Consider the following 15,633-nt stretch of genomic DNA (forward strand, 5'->3'; position numbering starts at 1 on the left):
CTCACCCGGCGTTACAAAACTCCCCGATCCGCATTGCCGGCTACGGACGCTGGACGAAGGCCGGAGGCTCGTGCGCGCGCACGCGCGGCGCCGGGCCTGGGTAGCGCTCCACCTGCACCGCGGTCAACTGACCGGAGCAGCCTTGCGCCAGGGACGAGGTTCCCGCGTCGCGCGTCAGCACGTTGGGATTGCCGTGCACGCAAAGCGGATGCTCGGCCTCGGCGTCGTCCGGGTCGTACCAGGCGCCCGTAGGCAGTTGCACCACGCCCGGCCGGATGCCGTCGGTCAGGCGCGCGGCCGCGAGGCAGGCGCCGCGCGCGTTGAAGAGACGCACCACGTCGCCGTCGGCGATGCCGCGGGCGGCGGCGTCCTGCGGATGCAGGGAGCACACTTCCCTGCCCTCCTGCTTCTGCGACACGCTGTGCGCGCCGAAATCGAACTGGCTGTGCAGGCGGCTGGCCGGCTGGTTGGCGACCAGGAACAAGGGGTGCTCCGGCGTGGGCGCGTCTGCCGGCGGCAGCCAAGCCGGATGGCCCGGGCAGTCGGCATAGCCGAAGCCCGCCACCGCCGGCGAACTGATCTGCACCTTGCCGCTGGGCGTGGGCAGAGGTTTGCCTGCTGGATCGTCGCGGAAGGCGCGCAGAATGCCGCCGTCGTCGTCCTGCTGCGGCAGGACCAGCTCGCCCCGCGTCCAGAATTCGTCGAAATCCGGCGCGTCCAGGCCGCGTTCCCGCAGCGCCACGCGGGTCTTCTCGTACAGGTGGCGCAGCCATTCGCGGCTGTTGCGGCCTTCGGTGAAGGCCTCGCGCGTGCCCAGCCGGGCCGACAGGTCGGCAAAGATGTCGTAGTCGTCGCGCGCCAGCCCATTGGGCTCGGCCAGGCGGTGCATGGCCACCATCAGCGGGTCCGTGGGCGCGCCGCCGATGTCCTCGCGCTCCAGCGTCATCGTGCAAGGCAGCACGATGTCGGCGTGGCGGGCCGTGGCGGTCCAGCCGATCTCGTGCACCACGAAGGTGTCCAGGGTGGCGAAGGCGCGCCTCAGGCGCGCCAGGTCCTGATGGTGGTGAAAGGGATTGCCGCCCGCCCAATAGGCCAGGCGGATATGCGGATACGGCATGCGCTTGCCGTTGTAGTCGAAGGGTACGCCCGGGTGCAGCAGCATGTCCGAGATCCGTGCCACCGGAATGAACGCCTTCACGCCGTTCACGCCCTGCGGCAGCGAGGCCACCGGCACGGCGTTGCTGCGCTTGCCGTAGTGCGCCAACGTGCCCAGCGCGTAGGCATAGCCGCCGCCCGGCAGGCCCAGTTGCCCCAGCGCGGCCGCCAGCACCGCCCCCATCCAGACCGGCTGCTCCCCATGTTCGGCGCGCTGCAGCGAATGCGCCACGGTGACCAGCACCCGCTTGCCGGCCAGGCTGCGAGCCGTGCGAGCGATCCATTCGGCGGGCACGCCGCATAGCGGCGCCGCCCACGCCGGCGTCTTGGGCTGGCCGTCCCGGCGGCCCAGCAGATAGTCTTCGAAGGCGTCCCAGCCATCGCAGAATTCGTTCAGGAAGGCCCGGTCGTGCAGACCGTTGGCGACCAGCTCGTGGACCAGCGCCAGCATCATCGCTACGTCGGTCCCGGGCACGGCCTGCACCCATTCGGCCTGGGCGTCGTCCGGAAAGTCCGAGGCCAGCGGGCTGATGTTGATGAAGCGGCAGCCGCGCGCCGCCGCCTGGCGCATCGACTCGCGTTCGATATGCCGACTGATCCCGCCGCTGGCCACGCGCGAGTTTTTCAGCGCCATGCCGCCGAACGCCAGCACGACGTCTGTGTGGTCGACGATCTGCTCCCAGGTCACGTTGCGGCGCGCCACGTCGTCCATACTGCCCAGGATGTGCGGCAGGATCACGGCGGAGGCGCCGGCGCTGTAGCTGTTGACCGAACGCACGTAGCCGCCCAGGGCCGTGTTCAGGAACCGGTGCACCTGGCTTTGCGCATGGTGGAAGCGGCCCGCGCTGGACCAGCCGTAGGACCCGCCGAACACCGCCTCGGGCCCGTGCCGCGTCTTGACCCGCGCCAGCTCGCGCGCCAGCAGGTCCAGCACTTCGTCCCATTCCATGCGCACGTAGCCGTCGCTCCCCCGGCGCGCGTCCGGGCCCGGCCCTCGTTCGAGCCAGCCGCGCCGCACCATGGGCGCGGTGACCCGGACCGGATGGTCCAGCGCATTGGTGAAGTTGTCGATCAGCGGGTTCGGATCCGGATCGCCGGGATGCGGCCGGACGTCCAGCACGCCGTTTTTCCAGGCGGCGGAAAACACGCCCCAATGGGCGCTGTGGGGCTTGCGGCCGGTGTCCGGCCGCGGGGAAAAGGCGGTGTCGCGATTCATATTGCTAGGCGTCGGGACCCGTGGCGACCGGCGCGCCCGGCTGGGCGCTCCATTCGCTCCACGAGCCGGGATACAAGGCCGCGCCGGACAGGCCGGCGATCTCCATGGCGAGCAGATTGTGGCAGGCCGTGACGCCCGAGCCGCACTGGTTGACCACGGCCTCGGGCGCGCGGCCGTCCATCCGTTCGGTGAACGCCTGGCGCAGTTGCTCCGCCGGCAGGAAACGCCCGTCGGCGCCCAGGTTATCGCGGAAGAACCGGTTGCGCGCGCCCGGAATATGGCCGCCCACCTTGTCCAGCGTTTCGTTCTCGCCGCGGTAGCGGTCGGGCGCGCGGGCGTCCAGCACCACGCGGCCGCCAGACGCCAGGACTTCGCGCATTTCCGCGTGCGTCAGCGTGCGCTGGCGGCCGTCGCGCGCCGCAAGATCGCCGGGCGCGCGCAGCGCCAGCGGTTCCGTGGACAGCGGCTGGCCGGCCGCCTTCCACGCGCCGATGCCGCCGTCCAGTACAGCCACGGCATCGTGGCCGATCCAGCGCAGCAGCCACCACAGGCGCGCGGCGTACATGCCCGCGGCGTCGTCGTAGGCGACGATCTGCGTGTTGGCGCTGGCGCCCAGCGCCGCCAGCGCCGCCGCGAATTCCTGGCGGTCCGGCAGCGGATGGCGTCCGTTCATTCCGGTCTTGGCGCCGCTGAGCGTCTCGTCCAGGTGCACGTAGGCCGCGCCGGGAATGCGGCCCGCCTGGTAATGGCGCCGTCCCGCGCCCGGATCGGCCAGGTCGAAACCGCAGTCCAGGACCAGGACGCCGTCACGCCCCGGCCCCGCCAGCGCGCGGGCCAGGTGTTCCGCATCGATCAGGGTGGTGTACATGAGCGCCCTCCCCTCAAGCCTGGCCGGCCGACAGCGCGTCCATCGCGCGCAGCGAATAGACATAGGCCGCGCCCGCGTTCAGCGCGATGGCGGTCGCCAGCGCCTCGCTCAATTCGGCCTCGGTCACGCCGGCCTTGCGGGCGGCGTCGGCATGCGCCGCGATGCAGCCGTCGCAGCGCGTGGTGACGGCCACGGCCAGCGCAATCAGCTCGCGCGTCTTGGCGTCCAGCGTGCCGGTGGCGCCCTGCGCCTGGTTCAGCGCGCGGAACGCGGTCAGCAGTTGCGGGTTGTGCTTGCCCAGTTGCTCGCCGGCCTTGCGGTTGTTGGCGAGCGTCTCGGTCCAGTTCTGCAGCATGAGGAAATCTCCGGAAAAGTCAGGAAAAAGAACGACTTGCTATTGGCCGATCTGCTTCAGCAGGTCGGGCGTGGCGGCTTTGCGGTAGTTGGCGATGTCTTCCACAATGTACTGTCTGAACTGATCCAGCGGCAGGTCGCGCTCCATCGCGGCGTCCTTGCGGATGGTGTTCTGCACGGCCGGATCCTTCAGCGCGCGCGACAGGTTGTCGGACAGCACCTTCAATGCTTCGGGCGGCGTACCGGCCGGCGCGGCCAGCCCATACCACTGGGTCATCGTCATATCGATGCCCAGCTCCTTGAAGGTCGGCACGTCCGGCAGCACGGGGCTGCGCTGGCTGCCGGTCAGGGCCAGCACGCGCAACTGGCCTTGCTGCACCTGCGGCACCAACGGCGAGGCGGTAGCGAAGAACATGTCCACCTGCCCGCCTATCATGTCCGTGATGGCGGGACCGGACCCTTTGTAGGGCACGTGCAGCAGCTTCAGGTGCCCCAGCTCTTTGATGGTTTCCATGCCGATATGGGCCGCCGCCCCGGTGCCGGTCGACGCGAAGGTCATCTCCTTTTGGCGGGACGCGTCGATCACTTCCTGCGCCGTCTTGAAGCGCGACTGGCTCGCCACGAACAGGCCATGCGGCGCTTCCAGGATGAGCCCCACCGGCGCGAAGTCGTCCGGCACCTTGTACGGCAGGGTCTGGGGCTTGAGCGCGGGCGACACCGCCAGGTTGCCGCTCATGGCCAGCAGTACCGTATAGCCGTCGGGCGCGGCCTTGGCGACCAGGCCGGCCGCGATGTTGCCGCCGGCCCCCGGCCGGTTCTCGACGATGACGGTCTGGCCGATGGTCTTGCCCATGGCCGTCGCGATCAGCCGCCCGTACAGGTCGCCCCCGCCCCCGGGCGGAAAACCGACCACCAGCGTGATGGGACGCTCGGGATACGCGGCGCTGGCGGCGCCGCCGGCCAGGGCCGTCATGGACAGCGCCGCGGCCAGGGTGGCGCGCAGGGCGCGACGCCTGCCGCGAGGGTTGGAGGAAGAAATGCGCATGGTGTTTTGTCTCCTGTCGTTTTTCGTATGCCGGCCGTCGCCCTCAGGCGCCCAGCCAGGCGGCTCGCTGCGTTTGCACCACCCGGTCGACCGAGGCGGCGCACTGCCCCAGGTAGCCCGCCGGATCGGTCAGGCGCTGGATCTCGTCTTCGCCCAGCAGGCTGGCCAGGTCCTTGTGCTGCCGCAGCGCCTGGGCGAAATCGAGTTTGTTGGTGATGCCGTGCATGGACGCTTCGTAGATCCATTCGTGCGCGGTCTGCTTGCCCACGCGCTCCGACAGTTCCAGCATCACGTGTTCGGACAGCAGATAGCCGCGCATGCGGTCCAGGTTCAGCGCCATGGCCTCGCCGTCCACCCGCAGCCCGGCCAGCAGGTTCTTCGCCTGGAACAGCATGGCGCCGGCGATCAGGCAGCATTCGGGCAGCGCCTTCCATTCGATCTTCCAGGCGATGCCGTCGCGCTCGCCTTCCTGCACCATGCCTTCCAGCATCAGCGCGGCGCCGGCGCGCAGCGGCCGGCACAGACCCGCCAGGTTCTCGGCCGAAGTCGGGTTGCGCTTGTGCGGCATGGTCGAGGAACCCAGCTTGCCAGCCGAGAACGCCTCTTCCACTTCGGCGAATTCATTGCGCTGCATATTGAAGAGTTCGTTGCCGATCTTGGACAGGGTGGCGCCCAGCATCGCCAGCAGCAGCGCGTATTCCGTGAAGCGGTCGCGCGCGGGCGCCCAACTGATGGACGGCGCGGCCAGTCCGAGCCTGGCGAGCGTGCGGCGCTCCACCTCTTCGGCCTGCTCGCCCAGCGACGCCTGGCTGCCGACGGCGCCCACCACCATGCCCACCAGCACGCGCGGCTCGCACTCCTTCAGCCGCTCGTGATGGCGCGACAGTTCGTCCAGCCACACGGCGCACTTGTGGCCGAAGGTGATGGGCAAGGCCTGCACCCCGTGGGTGCGCCCCGCCATGGGCGTGTCCCGATGCGCCTGGGCCAGCCGCGCCAGCTCCTGCCCCACGGCCGCCATGTCGCGCAGGATCACTGCGTGCACCTCCTTGAGCTGCAGTGCGACGCCGGTGTCGACCACGTCCTGGGTCGTGGCGCCGTAGTGCAGCCATTCGCCGTGGTCTTCGCCGCAGCGCGCCTGCAATTGCTTGAGCGCCGGCACCAGCGAATGCTTGATACGGCGGATCTCCGCCGACATCTGGGCGATGTCGATGTTGCCGGCCTGCGCCTGGGCGCGGATCTCGCGGGCCGCCTCGGCGGGGATGATGCCCAGCTCGGCCTGCGCTTCGGCCAGCGCCGCCTCGAAATCCAGCCACTTCTGGATGCGGTTTTCCTCGGAGAAGATGGCGCGCAGCTCATCGGTGCTCCACAGGTGCTGGAGCGATTGCATATCGAAAACGGAAACGGACATGAGGCGGGATCCTGGGTGGTTAGGAAGGCTGGTGGGCGGGACGCGGCAACAGGCGGCCCGGGTTGAACGTGCCGCGGGGGTCCAGCGCATGCTTGATGCGCTGCATGACTTCCACGGATACGGCGGGTTTGAACTGCAGGAAGGCCTGCTGCTTGAGCCGGCCGATGCCGTGCTCGGCGGAGATCGATCCTCCCAGGCGCGCGGCCACGGCATGCACCACGTCGTGCACCGCGTCCTCGCGCGCCCGGAACGCGGCGTCGTCCATGCCGGCCGGCTTACTCTGGTTGTAATGAAGGTTGCCGTCGCCCACGTGTCCGAAGCACACGATCCGAATGCCGGGCATCAATGCCTCCAGCTCCGCGCCGGCCGCGGCGATGAATTCGGGAACGCGCGACACCGCGACGGAAATGTCGTGCTTGATGGACGGGCCGTCCAGCCGCTGGGCCTCCGGCACGTGCTCGCGCAGCGCCCACAGTTCGTGCGCCTGGCGGCCGGACGCCGCGATCACCGCATCGGTGACAGCGCCGGCCTCCATGGCGGCTTCCAGCACGGCATGCACCGCGGGCTCGGGATCCATCCGCGCCGAGGTTTCCGAGACGTCGAACAGCACCGACCACGGCGTATCCATGGTCAGCGGATTGCGCATGCCGTCGAGCGGATGCGCCAGCACCTGGACCAGCGTCTGGCGGCCGATGAGCTCGAAGGCGGTGACGCGCTCGCCCACGGCGCCGGTCAGGCGGGCCAGCAGGTCCACCGCCGCCTGCGGCGTGGGCACCGCGACCCAGGCGGTCACCACTTTGGCGGGCTGCGCGTACAGTTTGAACGACGCCGCCGTGACGACGCCCAGCGTTCCTTCCGCGCCGATGAATAACTGCTTGAGGTCGTAGCCGGTATTGTCCTTGCGCAGCGTGCCCAACTGGTCCAGCACGCTGCCGTCGGCCAGCACCACCTCCAGGCCCAGCGTCAGGTCGCGCGTATTGCCGTAGCGCAGCACCTGTTCGCCGCCCGCGTTCGTGGACACCACGCCGCCCACCGTGGCGCTGCCCTCGGACGCCAGGGACAAGGCGAACAGCCTGCCCACGCCGGCGGCCGCCTGCTGCGCCGCCAGGACGGTGCAGCCCGCCTCCAGCGTAATGCTGTTGTCCAGCGCGTCCACGCGCCGCACCGCCGCCATGCGGTCCAGGCTGAGCACCAATTCGCGGCCCGAGGCATCGGGCGTGGATCCGCCGACCAGCCCGGTATTGCCGCCCTGCGGCACCACCGCCACGCCATGGCGCGCGCACAGCGCCACCACGCGCGACACCTGCTCCGTGCAGGCAGGACGCGCCACGGCGAGCGCGGCGCCGGGGAAATTGCGGCGCCAGTCCGCCGTGTAGCGGGCGGTGTCCGCTACCCCGGTCAAGACATGGTCCTGGCCGACGATGGCGGCCAGCGCCGCCGGGAATGCATCGATCTGATTGGGCATAATGCTGTGGATCGCGCGGCCGGGCCCTGAACCCATCCTGCGCAATGCTGGCCTCCTGGTGAATGAAGGCGGAAGTCCCTGGTCCGGTAGCCGCTTTTCATTTCATTGATTAAAATATGTTTTATTGATCGAAACTATAAGGAAGCATAGGAAACCGTGTCAAGCGAGAAATCCCCTAAGCCGCCCGCCGGCGTGCTCGAACGCGGCATCTCCATCCTGGAGTGCTTCAGCGAGGACAGCCCGCGCCTGTCGCTGCGCGACCTGGCCGACCGCACCGGGCTGGACAAAGCCACCCTGCTGCGCCTGCTGGGCGTGTTCACCAAGGCGCGCATGATTCATCGCTACGACAGCAGCACCTACGCGCTGGGACCGGCGCTCCTGCACATGGGCATGCTGTATCGCGACACCTTCGACCTCGGTTCGCGCCTGCAGCCGGTGCTGCGCAACGTCATGGAGCAGACCGGCGAAACCGTGGCGGTCTACGTGCGCAGCGGCGACGACCGCATCTGCCTGTACCGCGAGAACACCTCCAAGGAAGTGCGCCACCATGTCGAAGTGGGCAAGCGGATCAGCCTGAAGGACGGCGGTTCGTCGGCGCACGTGCTGCGCGCCTACACCGGCGGTTCGACGCCGCTGGAACGCGACATCCATGAAAAAGGCTATGCCATGACCCGCTCGGAACGGGTGGCGGAGATGGCGTCGGTGGCCGTCCCGGTCTTCGACGGCGACGATACCTTCGTCGGCGCGCTGGTGGTGCTGGGCCTGGCCTCGCGCCACAACGAGGCCGCGCAGCGCAAGGCCGTGGAGATCGCCCGCCACGAACTCGCGCAGCAGGGATTCCGCACCACCCCGCCCGCGGCCTGGACGCCGAAGGCCTGTCCCTGAGGCCGCGGCCCGCCTTCTGCTACGGCCTTGCAGGGCCGAACAGCGCCGGCGGCGGCGCGCAGGCCTCGCCGTCCTGCCCGGTGTCGATGAAGCGTTCGCACCAGGCCACGATGGCCGCGGCCGAAGCGTCGTCCATCATGGGCGCGAAGGCGCGCATGCGCGCCTGCAGCGCGGTCCAGGTGTAGGGGTCTTCCGGATCGCCCCGGCGCAGCTTTCTCAGCGCCTCGAGCTTGCGGCCGTTCTTCAGCGTCAGCGTGACGCGGCTGGGGCGCAGCCGCGGAAATTCCCGTTGGAACTCCTCGCTGGTCCGCACCGTGATACGCCGCGCCATGGCCAGCAGCTCGTCCGCCTGCAGATCGGGCGCCTCCATGTCCTCGATGCCCAGCTTGCCCGACAGCAGCAGGCGCGCAGCCACGTAGCGCAGGCTGAAGCAGGTCTCGGCGGGCTTGGCGGGCCAGTCCACGCCCGCGATCTTGAGCGCGTGCGTGAAGATCTCCACGTCCACCGACTCGATTTCATCCGGCGCCGTGCCGTGGGCGTCCAGCAGGTCGCGGATCGCGTCCAGCGGCGTGAATAGCTGGGCGCAGCAAGGCCAGGCCTTGATGGTGGCGGTATTCAGCCGCTCCGGCGCGTCCAGGCCGCCGTCCAGCGCGTTTAGCGGGCCGTCTCCTCCCAGCAGCCGGTACAGCCCGCGCGCGCCCGTGACGTAGCGGCGCGCCCCGGGCAGGCCCGCGCGCGCCGCATAGGCCGCCGCCATCCCGTTGCGCACGGCAAAGGCCGGGTGCAGCGACTTGGACTCATGCGCGCCGTCGTCCACCAGTTGCCACAGGCCCGCGGCCTGCGTGGCGCCGATGCCCAGCGCGTGGTGCAGTTGCGCGGACGGCAGGCCCAGCGCCACGCCCGCGGCCGCCGCCGCGCCGGTGGCGCCCGCCGTCGCCGTGGCATGGAAGCCGGCCGCATGTCCGGCGCCCAAGGCCTCGCCCACCCGCAAGCACACTTCATAGCCCGCGATGATCCCATCCGCGACCTGGCGTCGGGTCAACGCACCGCCAGCCGCCAGGGCCAGCACCGGCGTGATCGACACCACGCCCGGATGCAGCATGGCGGCGCGATGCGCATCGTCGATCTCGCGGATATGCGCGATGGCGGCATTGGCGAACGCCGCGCCGTTCGCGTTCATTGCCGCATGGCCGAACACCGGCGCCGCCCCGTGGCCGGGGTGGCAGTCTTCGGCCACGCGGCGGTACCGGTCCGCCGCGGCGGCGTGGCCGGCGGACCAGCCCGCCGTGAACCAGTCCAGCAAGGCCTGGGCCAGCCGCTCGCGCGTGCTCGGGACGATGGCCTGCCGGCGCAGGCGGGAAAGGTGGGCGACGAGTCTGGCTTCAGGGGAATCGTTCATGGTCAGTTGTTTCATTTAATAAACTAGATTTTATTTAATGAAACTCTACACCAATCATTCCCGTTGGGTAAATCGCGCCCGCATATCGCTGCGGCGCACGCATTCCTCCCCTTGCGCGAGCCTGTTTTCAAGCCTAAATTTACCGATACCGCTTATCGCTCGCCCTCATGAGCGAACCGCGTGCATGGCGTCAGAAGGTTGTTTTTCTATCTCTGTTCCCTTGAGGAGCGATGCGATGAAAGTGAAACACCTGTTCGGTCCGGCAGCCCTGGTCCTCTCGCTGCTGGTCGCCACTCCCGGCACGGCGGCAACGCCCGAGGGAGCCCCCATCATCACCGGCAAGCAGTGGACGGAGTCCGACGCGAATCTGAAGAAAGCCTACCTCCTGGGCATGGCGAATCTTCTTCAAGTGGAGCAGGCCTACCAACGGCGCCACGCCCCCACCGACGCCCAGACGCTCATCCCGCGCTTTGCCAGGGGACTCCAGGAGCAGACCCTGGACTCCGTGCGCGAAAGCCTGGACAACTGGTATGCGGCGAATCCCGCGAAGCTGGACCGCCCGGTGGTTGAAACCCTCTGGTTCGAAATCGTCGTGCCCGGCACGAAACGCGCGCCCTAGGAGTCCGCCATGAAAATGATCAGATCGATAGTCATCGGCATTGCGATGGTTTCGTTTGCCGGCTGCACGAACATGAGCTCCAAGCAGCAGGGCACCCTGTCGGGCGCGGCCATCGGCGCCGCCGCCGGCGCGGGCATCGCCGCGATCGCGGGCGGCAGCGGATGGACGGGCGCCGCCATCGGCGGCGTCGCGGGCGGCATCGCGGGCAACATCTACGGCGGGCATTGACCCTGCCCGCCGCGGCCGGTCCCGGATCGGCCGCGGCGGGTGGCGGGCCGTGGATCCAGGCGCAGACATTGCCGGAACCCCGGCAATGTCTGGCGCTCTAAGTTATTGTCAGCAAACAGTTATTTGACCGTTGATGGCTGGGCGCCCTCTTCTTCTTGCGATGGCGCGCTCAGCGCGCCGCGTCGGCCAAGGCCTCGACGGTAATACGCAGCGCGACGTCGTCGCTGACGCCGGGCGCGTATGCGTCCACGCCGAAATCGCTGCGCTTGACCACCGTGGACGCATCGAAGCCGATCGCCGGCCGCTGGGCCCTCGGGTGCACGCCAGCCTTGTTCTGCCTGGCCTCCAGCACGACGGGCTTCTCCCGGTCCTTGATGCGCAGTTTGCCGTGGATCAGCAGCAGCCCGTTGCCCTTGTCCTCGACGGAAGTGCTTTCGAAGCCGATGGCGGGATACTTGCCGGCCTCGAAGAACTCCGGCCCCCGCAGCATTTCGTCCAGTTTGGGAATGTGCGAAGTGAAATTCGTCAGCGGCACGTCCAGCTTGACGGACGAGGCGGAAAGGTTGGCGGCGTCGTAGCGGACCACGCCCTGTATGCCTCCGGCATGCGCCGACGGCGTGGAGAAGCCCAGGTGGCTCCACGTCACCACCACTTCCGTGTGTTCCGGGTCGATGCGATAGTCCACGCCCGCGGCGAAGGCCTGTGCGGCGCCGCCGGCCAGCGCGGCCGCCAGCAGCAATCGGTTGATGCAGGTTTTCATGGGGATCCTGAGTGGTTGGAAAGCCGCCCGGGGCCAGGCTCCCGGACGGTGAACCGCGGGACGCGGATCAGCGCTGCGAATCCAGCACTTCGTTATTCTTCACCACTTCCTGGGCTTTGCCATAGCTTTCGATCAACAATTGGTACGACGGGAACACCTTGGTGTAGACCTCGGCCCATTGCAGCGCGTCCTCGCGGTTCCAGGTTTTCTGCAATTCGGACGCCACGGCGGCGGTGTCCATCGGCACCACGCCCGCCTGCACCACGCGCGCCAGCGTGATCTCCTGCGCCATCTTGCTGTAGGTGCCGGAGGCGTCGACCACCGCGAACACCTTGTAGCCCGCGGCGACGGCGCTGATGGCGGGAAACGCCATGCACACGCTGGTGATCGTGCCGGCGATGATGAGCGTCTTGCGGCCCGTGGCCTTGACGGCCTCGACGAACTCGGGATTGTCCCAGGCGTTGATCTCGCCCTTGCGAGCGACGTACCGCGCATGCGGCGCATTGGCATGGATTTCCGGGATCAGCGGGCCGTTAGGACCCTGCGGCACGGAGGCCGTGGTGATGACCGGCAGCTTGGCCAGGGTGGCCATGGAGGCCAGCGCGGCGGCCCGGGCGCGAAGCTCGGGCATGGGCATGTCGCCCACGGTCTGGAACAGGCCGCTCTGGTGGTCGATCAGCAGCATGACGGCGTCGTCGGGATCGATGACGGGACGCTGGCCGTTGAAGTTGGCGGGTGCAGACATGGAGTTCTCCTTTGAGAATCGACGGCGGTGTGCCGAACAGGAAAGCCGGATGGCTGCACGAATAATAAAAATGGAACAAACTTGGCGGTAGACCGATTTTTCGTTATCAGTGTTCTATTTTTGACACTAAAAGCACGCGTAGCGGATTGCCAGCCGGTCTTGATCGTGGAAGACCGGCTGGCCACCCGGAACCGGGCGGTGGCGGCATTGAATAGAACGAAGGCTAGGTCCGGCCGCTGCTGAATCCGCTCTCCCGCTGCTTGACCAGCCGCGTCAGCGTTTCGTTCACCGGCGCCGACAGGCCCGCCTTGCGCGCCTGGACCGGAATGGCGCCATTGATGTAGTCGATCTCGCTGACGCGTCCGTGTTCGTGATCCAGCAGCACCGAAGGCTTGGCGTCGCGGATGCGCTCGCCGAACGCGCGCACGTGCGCGACGGGATCGTCCACCTGTATCGGTATCCCCAGGGCGCGCGCGACGGCCCAGGCTTCGGCCGCGGCCGCCTGGCTGACGGCGCCGACGTCCGGGTCGTCCATCGCCGCGCCGACCGTCATGCCGGTGAGCGCGCACGGCGCGCTGTAGGCGACGTTGCAGATCAGCTTTTCCCATTGCATCGCGGGCAGGTTGTCGACCGCCTGCGCGTTGAAACCGGCATCGCTCCACACCGCGGCGATGTCCGCCAGCCGTTCCGCCGGCATGCCGGCATACGCGCCCATGCGCACCGCCGACATGCCGTTGTGGTGGACGTGGCCCGGCCCGGACAGCGATGCGCCGAAAGCGGCGGCGATGCCGACCGCCAGCCGGTCCGCGCCGATGGCTTGCGCCACGCTGTCGGCGCTGCCCAGGCCGTTCTGTATGGTCAGCACCGACGTGTCCGGCCCCAGCATGGCCCGCGCCTGGGCGGCCGCGCTGCCCGCCTGCGCCGCCTTGACCGCGATGATGATGAGGTCGACCGGCTCGGCGGGCGCCTCCCGATAGGCGCGCACCCGCGCGACGCGGTCTCCGCTGGCGCCTTCGACGCGCAAGCCCCGGGCAGCCATCGCCTCGACGTGTTCCGCCCAGTGGTCGATGGCCAGCACGTCGTGCCCGCCGGCCGCCAGCAGTCCGGCGTATACGGAGCCCATGGCTCCGCAACCCATAATCGCAATCTTCATGATGTCCGCTTCCTCAAGCACCGCCCGTTGCCAGCGCCGCGATGTATGGCGCCAGCTCCTGTTTCTGTTCCAGCCCGAATCCCGGAGCGTCCGTCGGACGCACCTGTCCCGCTCCCAGCGCGCACTGCGGGGGATAGCCGCCGAACGGCTGGAATACGCCCGGATAGGCTTCGCACCCGCCCAGGCCCAGGCCGGCCGCGATATGCAGATTGATCAGGTGGCCGCCGTGCGGATGCAGACTGCCGCGCGAAAATCCCGCCGCCTCCACGGCGGCCAGCATACGCAGGTATTCCGTCAGCCCGTATGCCAGCCCGGCGTCCATCTGCAGGACGTCGGTGGCGGGCCGCAAGCCGCCGAACTGCAGCAGGTTGTTCACGTCCTGCAGCGAGAACAGGTTCTCGCCCGTCGCGATCGGACCGGCATACGACTGGGCTATCCGGCTGTTCAGGGCGTAGTCGAGGGGATCCCCGATCTCTTCATACCAGCGCAGTCCGTAAGGTTCAAGGGCGCGCGCATAGGCAAGCGCGGTCTCCAGGTCGAAGCGCCCGTTGGCGTCGACGGCCAGGTTGGCGCCCTCGCCCGCCACGGCCAGCGCGGCGTCGATGCGCGCCAGGTCCTCGGACAGGGTCGCGCCGCCGATCTTCATCTTGAACTTGACGAACCCCTGGTCGCGATACGCCCGGAACTCGTCCTTCAGGCGGCGCACGGCGTCGCCGCTGTCGTAGTAATAGCCGCCGGCCGCATAGACCTGCGCCGCGCCGTCGCCGGCGGCGCGCCCGACGTGGCGCGCGATGCCGCGGTAGGCGGGTTCGTCCCGGAGTTTGGCGTTCAGGTCCCAGAATGCCAGTTCCAGCGCCCCGACAGCCGCGGCCCGGTCGCCATGGCCGCCGGGCTTTTCATTGCGCATCATCACGGCGCTGGCGCGCCCGGGGTCGAACGCCGTGCCGGCTTCATTCAGCAGCGCGTGCGGCGGCGCCGCCAGCAGGCGGGGAATGAAGCGTTCGCGCAACAGGCCCGGCTGCGCGTAGCGGCCGATGGAATCGAAGGCATAGCCGATGACCGGCCGGCCATTGCGCACGGTGTCGCTCACCAGCGCGACCAGCGACACCGTGTGTTCGGCGAAGTTGACCAGCGAATTCGATAGGTTGCCCTGCAAGGGAATGGCTGTTTCTCGTATGGCGGTGATGCGCATGGATAGACCGTCGGATGGGGGTTATTGGACAGTGATGCCGGCCGCCTTGATGATCTGGGACCAGCGCGCCGTGTCTTGCTTGATGAGTTCCGTGAACGCGGCCCGGCTGTCCACCACCGGCCAGGCGCCCAGTTCGACCATGCGCGCCTTCATGTCTTCCGTCTGCAAGGCGGCCGCCAGCGCGTCGTGGATCTTTTCCAGCACCGGGGCGGGCGTGCCCGCCGGCGCCAGCAGGCCGTACCAGCTTGGGGAATCGAAATCCTTCACGCCGCCTTCGGCGATCGTGGGAACCGCCGGCGCGCCGGGGAACCGCTGGCCCGAGGTCACCGCGATCGCCTTGAGCTTGCCGTTCTTGAGGAACGGATCGGCCACCGCCAGGCCGGTGATCAGCAGCGGAATCTGCCCCGACACCACGTCGGCGATCGCCTGCGCGCCGCTCTTGTAGGGGATATGCGTCATCTTCATCCTGGTCGCGCGGTTCAGCCGTTCGCCGACGAGATGCCCCATGCTGCCCGCGCCGGCGCTGCCGTAATCCAGCCGCGCATCGTTGCCGCGTCCCAGTTCGACCAGTTCGGGCAAGGTATCCGCCTTGACGCCGGGATTGGCGACCAGCACCAGCGGCACCACCGCGATGCGGGAAATCGGCGCGAAATCGCGTTCGGGCTGGAACGGCAACTGCCGGTACAAGGTGGGATTGATGACCAGCGTGGCGTCGGCCGCGAACAATAGCGTGTAGCCGTCGGGCGCGGCCTTGGCCACCGCGTCGCTGCCGATGTTGCCGTTGGCCCCCGGCCGGTTCTCCACGATCACCGTCTGCCCAAGCGCATCGCCGAGCTTCTGCCCCAGCACGCGGCCCAGGATGTCGGTGGTGCCGCCCGCGCCGAACGGCACGATCAGCCTGATGGCCTTCTCCGGGTAGGCCGGCGCCGCGGCCGCCTGCGCCGCGGCCGCGAACACGCCCAGCGCCGCCAGGATGGCGGCCGCTCTACTGCGAACCTGCTTGACGCACTTCATGGAAGTCTCCTCATTCTTTTTTTGGGAATCGACCTTCTGACAATGCACACGTTTGCACCAAGCGAACTATAATTATCCGTAAAACCTGCGTCAATACGTCTTAAGGTACTGGTTTACCCGCGTTTAT

Annotated in this window: 15 protein-coding genes; 3 read left to right on the top strand and 12 right to left on the bottom strand. The window is 68.5% G+C overall.

Annotation, left to right across the window (positions count from 1 at the left end):
- Positions 1-40 precede the first annotated feature (40 nt).
- From AVE30378_RS00350 to AVE30378_RS00375, 6 genes are read right to left on the bottom strand one after another with little or no spacing between them, the layout of a single operon-like run.
- On the bottom strand, positions 41-2,371 hold the full coding sequence (locus AVE30378_RS00350) for a molybdopterin guanine dinucleotide-containing S/N-oxide reductase (protein WP_129238787.1): 2,331 nt from the start codon (positions 2,369-2,371) through the stop codon (positions 41-43).
- Positions 2,372-2,375: 4 nt separating this feature from the next.
- Entirely contained in the window at positions 2,376-3,239 is an 864-nt protein-coding gene (locus AVE30378_RS00355) for a sulfurtransferase (protein ID WP_129238788.1), read from the bottom strand.
- 13 nt (positions 3,240-3,252) lie between these two features.
- Positions 3,253-3,594: a carboxymuconolactone decarboxylase family protein gene (locus tag AVE30378_RS00360; protein WP_062681878.1), complete on the bottom strand. Its 342-nt coding sequence runs from the start codon at positions 3,592-3,594 to the stop codon at positions 3,253-3,255.
- 39 nt (positions 3,595-3,633) lie between these two features.
- On the bottom strand, positions 3,634-4,638 hold the full coding sequence (locus AVE30378_RS00365) for a Bug family tripartite tricarboxylate transporter substrate binding protein (RefSeq protein WP_129238789.1): 1,005 nt from the start codon (positions 4,636-4,638) through the stop codon (positions 3,634-3,636).
- A 43-nt stretch (positions 4,639-4,681) separates the two neighbouring features.
- Positions 4,682-6,046 (bottom strand): adenylosuccinate lyase, encoded by a 1,365-nt coding sequence (gene purB, locus AVE30378_RS00370; protein WP_129238790.1) that lies wholly within the window; start codon positions 6,044-6,046, stop codon positions 4,682-4,684.
- Positions 6,047-6,065: 19 nt separating this feature from the next.
- Positions 6,066-7,511, bottom strand: a complete 1,446-nt coding sequence (locus AVE30378_RS00375; RefSeq protein WP_129238791.1) for an FAD-binding oxidoreductase — start codon at positions 7,509-7,511, stop codon at positions 6,066-6,068.
- Positions 7,512-7,667: 156 nt separating this feature from the next.
- Between AVE30378_RS00375 and AVE30378_RS00380 the strand changes: the two genes are divergently transcribed.
- Positions 7,668-8,396, top strand: coding sequence for an IclR family transcriptional regulator (locus tag AVE30378_RS00380; protein ID WP_244234936.1), 729 nt, complete (start codon positions 7,668-7,670; stop codon positions 8,394-8,396).
- Between the two features lie 19 nt (positions 8,397-8,415).
- Here AVE30378_RS00380 and AVE30378_RS00385 read toward each other — a convergent pair whose 3' ends face one another.
- Entirely contained in the window at positions 8,416-9,795 is a 1,380-nt protein-coding gene (locus AVE30378_RS00385) for an MmgE/PrpD family protein (RefSeq protein WP_129238792.1), read from the bottom strand.
- Between the two features lie 235 nt (positions 9,796-10,030).
- Here AVE30378_RS00385 and AVE30378_RS00390 point away from each other — a divergent pair, with 235 nt between their 5' ends.
- Both AVE30378_RS00390 and AVE30378_RS00395 read left to right on the top strand, forming a co-directional pair.
- Entirely contained in the window at positions 10,031-10,414 is a 384-nt protein-coding gene (locus AVE30378_RS00390) for a hypothetical protein (RefSeq protein WP_129238793.1), read from the top strand.
- A 9-nt stretch (positions 10,415-10,423) separates the two neighbouring features.
- Positions 10,424-10,642, top strand: a complete 219-nt coding sequence (locus AVE30378_RS00395) for a hypothetical protein (protein ID WP_129238794.1) — start codon at positions 10,424-10,426, stop codon at positions 10,640-10,642.
- Positions 10,643-10,811: 169 nt separating this feature from the next.
- Here AVE30378_RS00395 and AVE30378_RS00400 read toward each other — a convergent pair whose 3' ends face one another.
- The 5 genes from AVE30378_RS00400 to AVE30378_RS00420 form a co-directional block, all read right to left on the bottom strand.
- The gene (locus tag AVE30378_RS00400; protein WP_129238795.1) at positions 10,812-11,402 is read right to left on the bottom strand and encodes a YceI family protein; all 591 of its coding nucleotides are present in this window, start codon (positions 11,400-11,402) and stop codon (positions 10,812-10,814) included.
- 67 nt (positions 11,403-11,469) lie between these two features.
- Positions 11,470-12,147, bottom strand: a complete 678-nt coding sequence (locus AVE30378_RS00405) for an isochorismatase family protein (RefSeq protein ID WP_129238796.1) — start codon at positions 12,145-12,147, stop codon at positions 11,470-11,472.
- Between the two features lie 223 nt (positions 12,148-12,370).
- Positions 12,371-13,300, bottom strand: a complete 930-nt coding sequence (locus AVE30378_RS00410; protein ID WP_129238797.1) for a ketopantoate reductase family protein — start codon at positions 13,298-13,300, stop codon at positions 12,371-12,373.
- A 13-nt stretch (positions 13,301-13,313) separates the two neighbouring features.
- Entirely contained in the window at positions 13,314-14,492 is a 1,179-nt protein-coding gene (locus AVE30378_RS00415) for a mandelate racemase/muconate lactonizing enzyme family protein (protein WP_129238798.1), read from the bottom strand.
- Between the two features lie 21 nt (positions 14,493-14,513).
- The gene (locus AVE30378_RS00420) at positions 14,514-15,506 is read right to left on the bottom strand and encodes a Bug family tripartite tricarboxylate transporter substrate binding protein (RefSeq protein WP_129238799.1); all 993 of its coding nucleotides are present in this window, start codon (positions 15,504-15,506) and stop codon (positions 14,514-14,516) included.
- Positions 15,507-15,633: the final 127 nt, after the last annotated feature.

The sequence above is a fragment of the Achromobacter veterisilvae genome, from assembly GCF_900496975.1.
In the GTDB taxonomy this organism is placed as follows: domain Bacteria; phylum Pseudomonadota; class Gammaproteobacteria; order Burkholderiales; family Burkholderiaceae_B; genus Achromobacter; species Achromobacter veterisilvae.

What these genes read in the sequence shown, in the direction of transcription:
- AVE30378_RS00350 (WP_129238787.1), bottom strand. Translation starts at nt 2,371, where the DNA reads ATGAATCGCGACACCGCCTTTTCCCCGCGGCCGGACACCGGCCGCAAG.
- AVE30378_RS00355 (WP_129238788.1), bottom strand. Translation starts at nt 3,239, where the DNA reads ATGTACACCACCCTGATCGATGCGGAACACCTGGCCCGCGCGCTGGCG.
- AVE30378_RS00360 (WP_062681878.1), bottom strand. Translation starts at nt 3,594, where the DNA reads ATGCTGCAGAACTGGACCGAGACGCTCGCCAACAACCGCAAGGCCGGC.
- AVE30378_RS00365 (WP_129238789.1), bottom strand. Translation starts at nt 4,638, where the DNA reads ATGCGCATTTCTTCCTCCAACCCTCGCGGCAGGCGTCGCGCCCTGCGC.
- purB (WP_129238790.1), bottom strand. Translation starts at nt 6,046, where the DNA reads ATGTCCGTTTCCGTTTTCGATATGCAATCGCTCCAGCACCTGTGGAGC.
- AVE30378_RS00375 (WP_129238791.1), bottom strand. Translation starts at nt 7,511, where the DNA reads ATGCCCAATCAGATCGATGCATTCCCGGCGGCGCTGGCCGCCATCGTC.
- AVE30378_RS00385 (WP_129238792.1), bottom strand. Translation starts at nt 9,795, where the DNA reads ATGAACGATTCCCCTGAAGCCAGACTCGTCGCCCACCTTTCCCGCCTG.
- AVE30378_RS00390 (WP_129238793.1), top strand. Translation starts at nt 10,031, where the DNA reads ATGAAAGTGAAACACCTGTTCGGTCCGGCAGCCCTGGTCCTCTCGCTG.
- AVE30378_RS00395 (WP_129238794.1), top strand. Translation starts at nt 10,424, where the DNA reads ATGAAAATGATCAGATCGATAGTCATCGGCATTGCGATGGTTTCGTTT.
- AVE30378_RS00400 (WP_129238795.1), bottom strand. Translation starts at nt 11,402, where the DNA reads ATGAAAACCTGCATCAACCGATTGCTGCTGGCGGCCGCGCTGGCCGGC.
- AVE30378_RS00405 (WP_129238796.1), bottom strand. Translation starts at nt 12,147, where the DNA reads ATGTCTGCACCCGCCAACTTCAACGGCCAGCGTCCCGTCATCGATCCC.
- AVE30378_RS00410 (WP_129238797.1), bottom strand. Translation starts at nt 13,300, where the DNA reads ATGAAGATTGCGATTATGGGTTGCGGAGCCATGGGCTCCGTATACGCC.
- AVE30378_RS00415 (WP_129238798.1), bottom strand. Translation starts at nt 14,492, where the DNA reads ATGCGCATCACCGCCATACGAGAAACAGCCATTCCCTTGCAGGGCAAC.
- AVE30378_RS00420 (WP_129238799.1), bottom strand. Translation starts at nt 15,506, where the DNA reads ATGAAGTGCGTCAAGCAGGTTCGCAGTAGAGCGGCCGCCATCCTGGCG.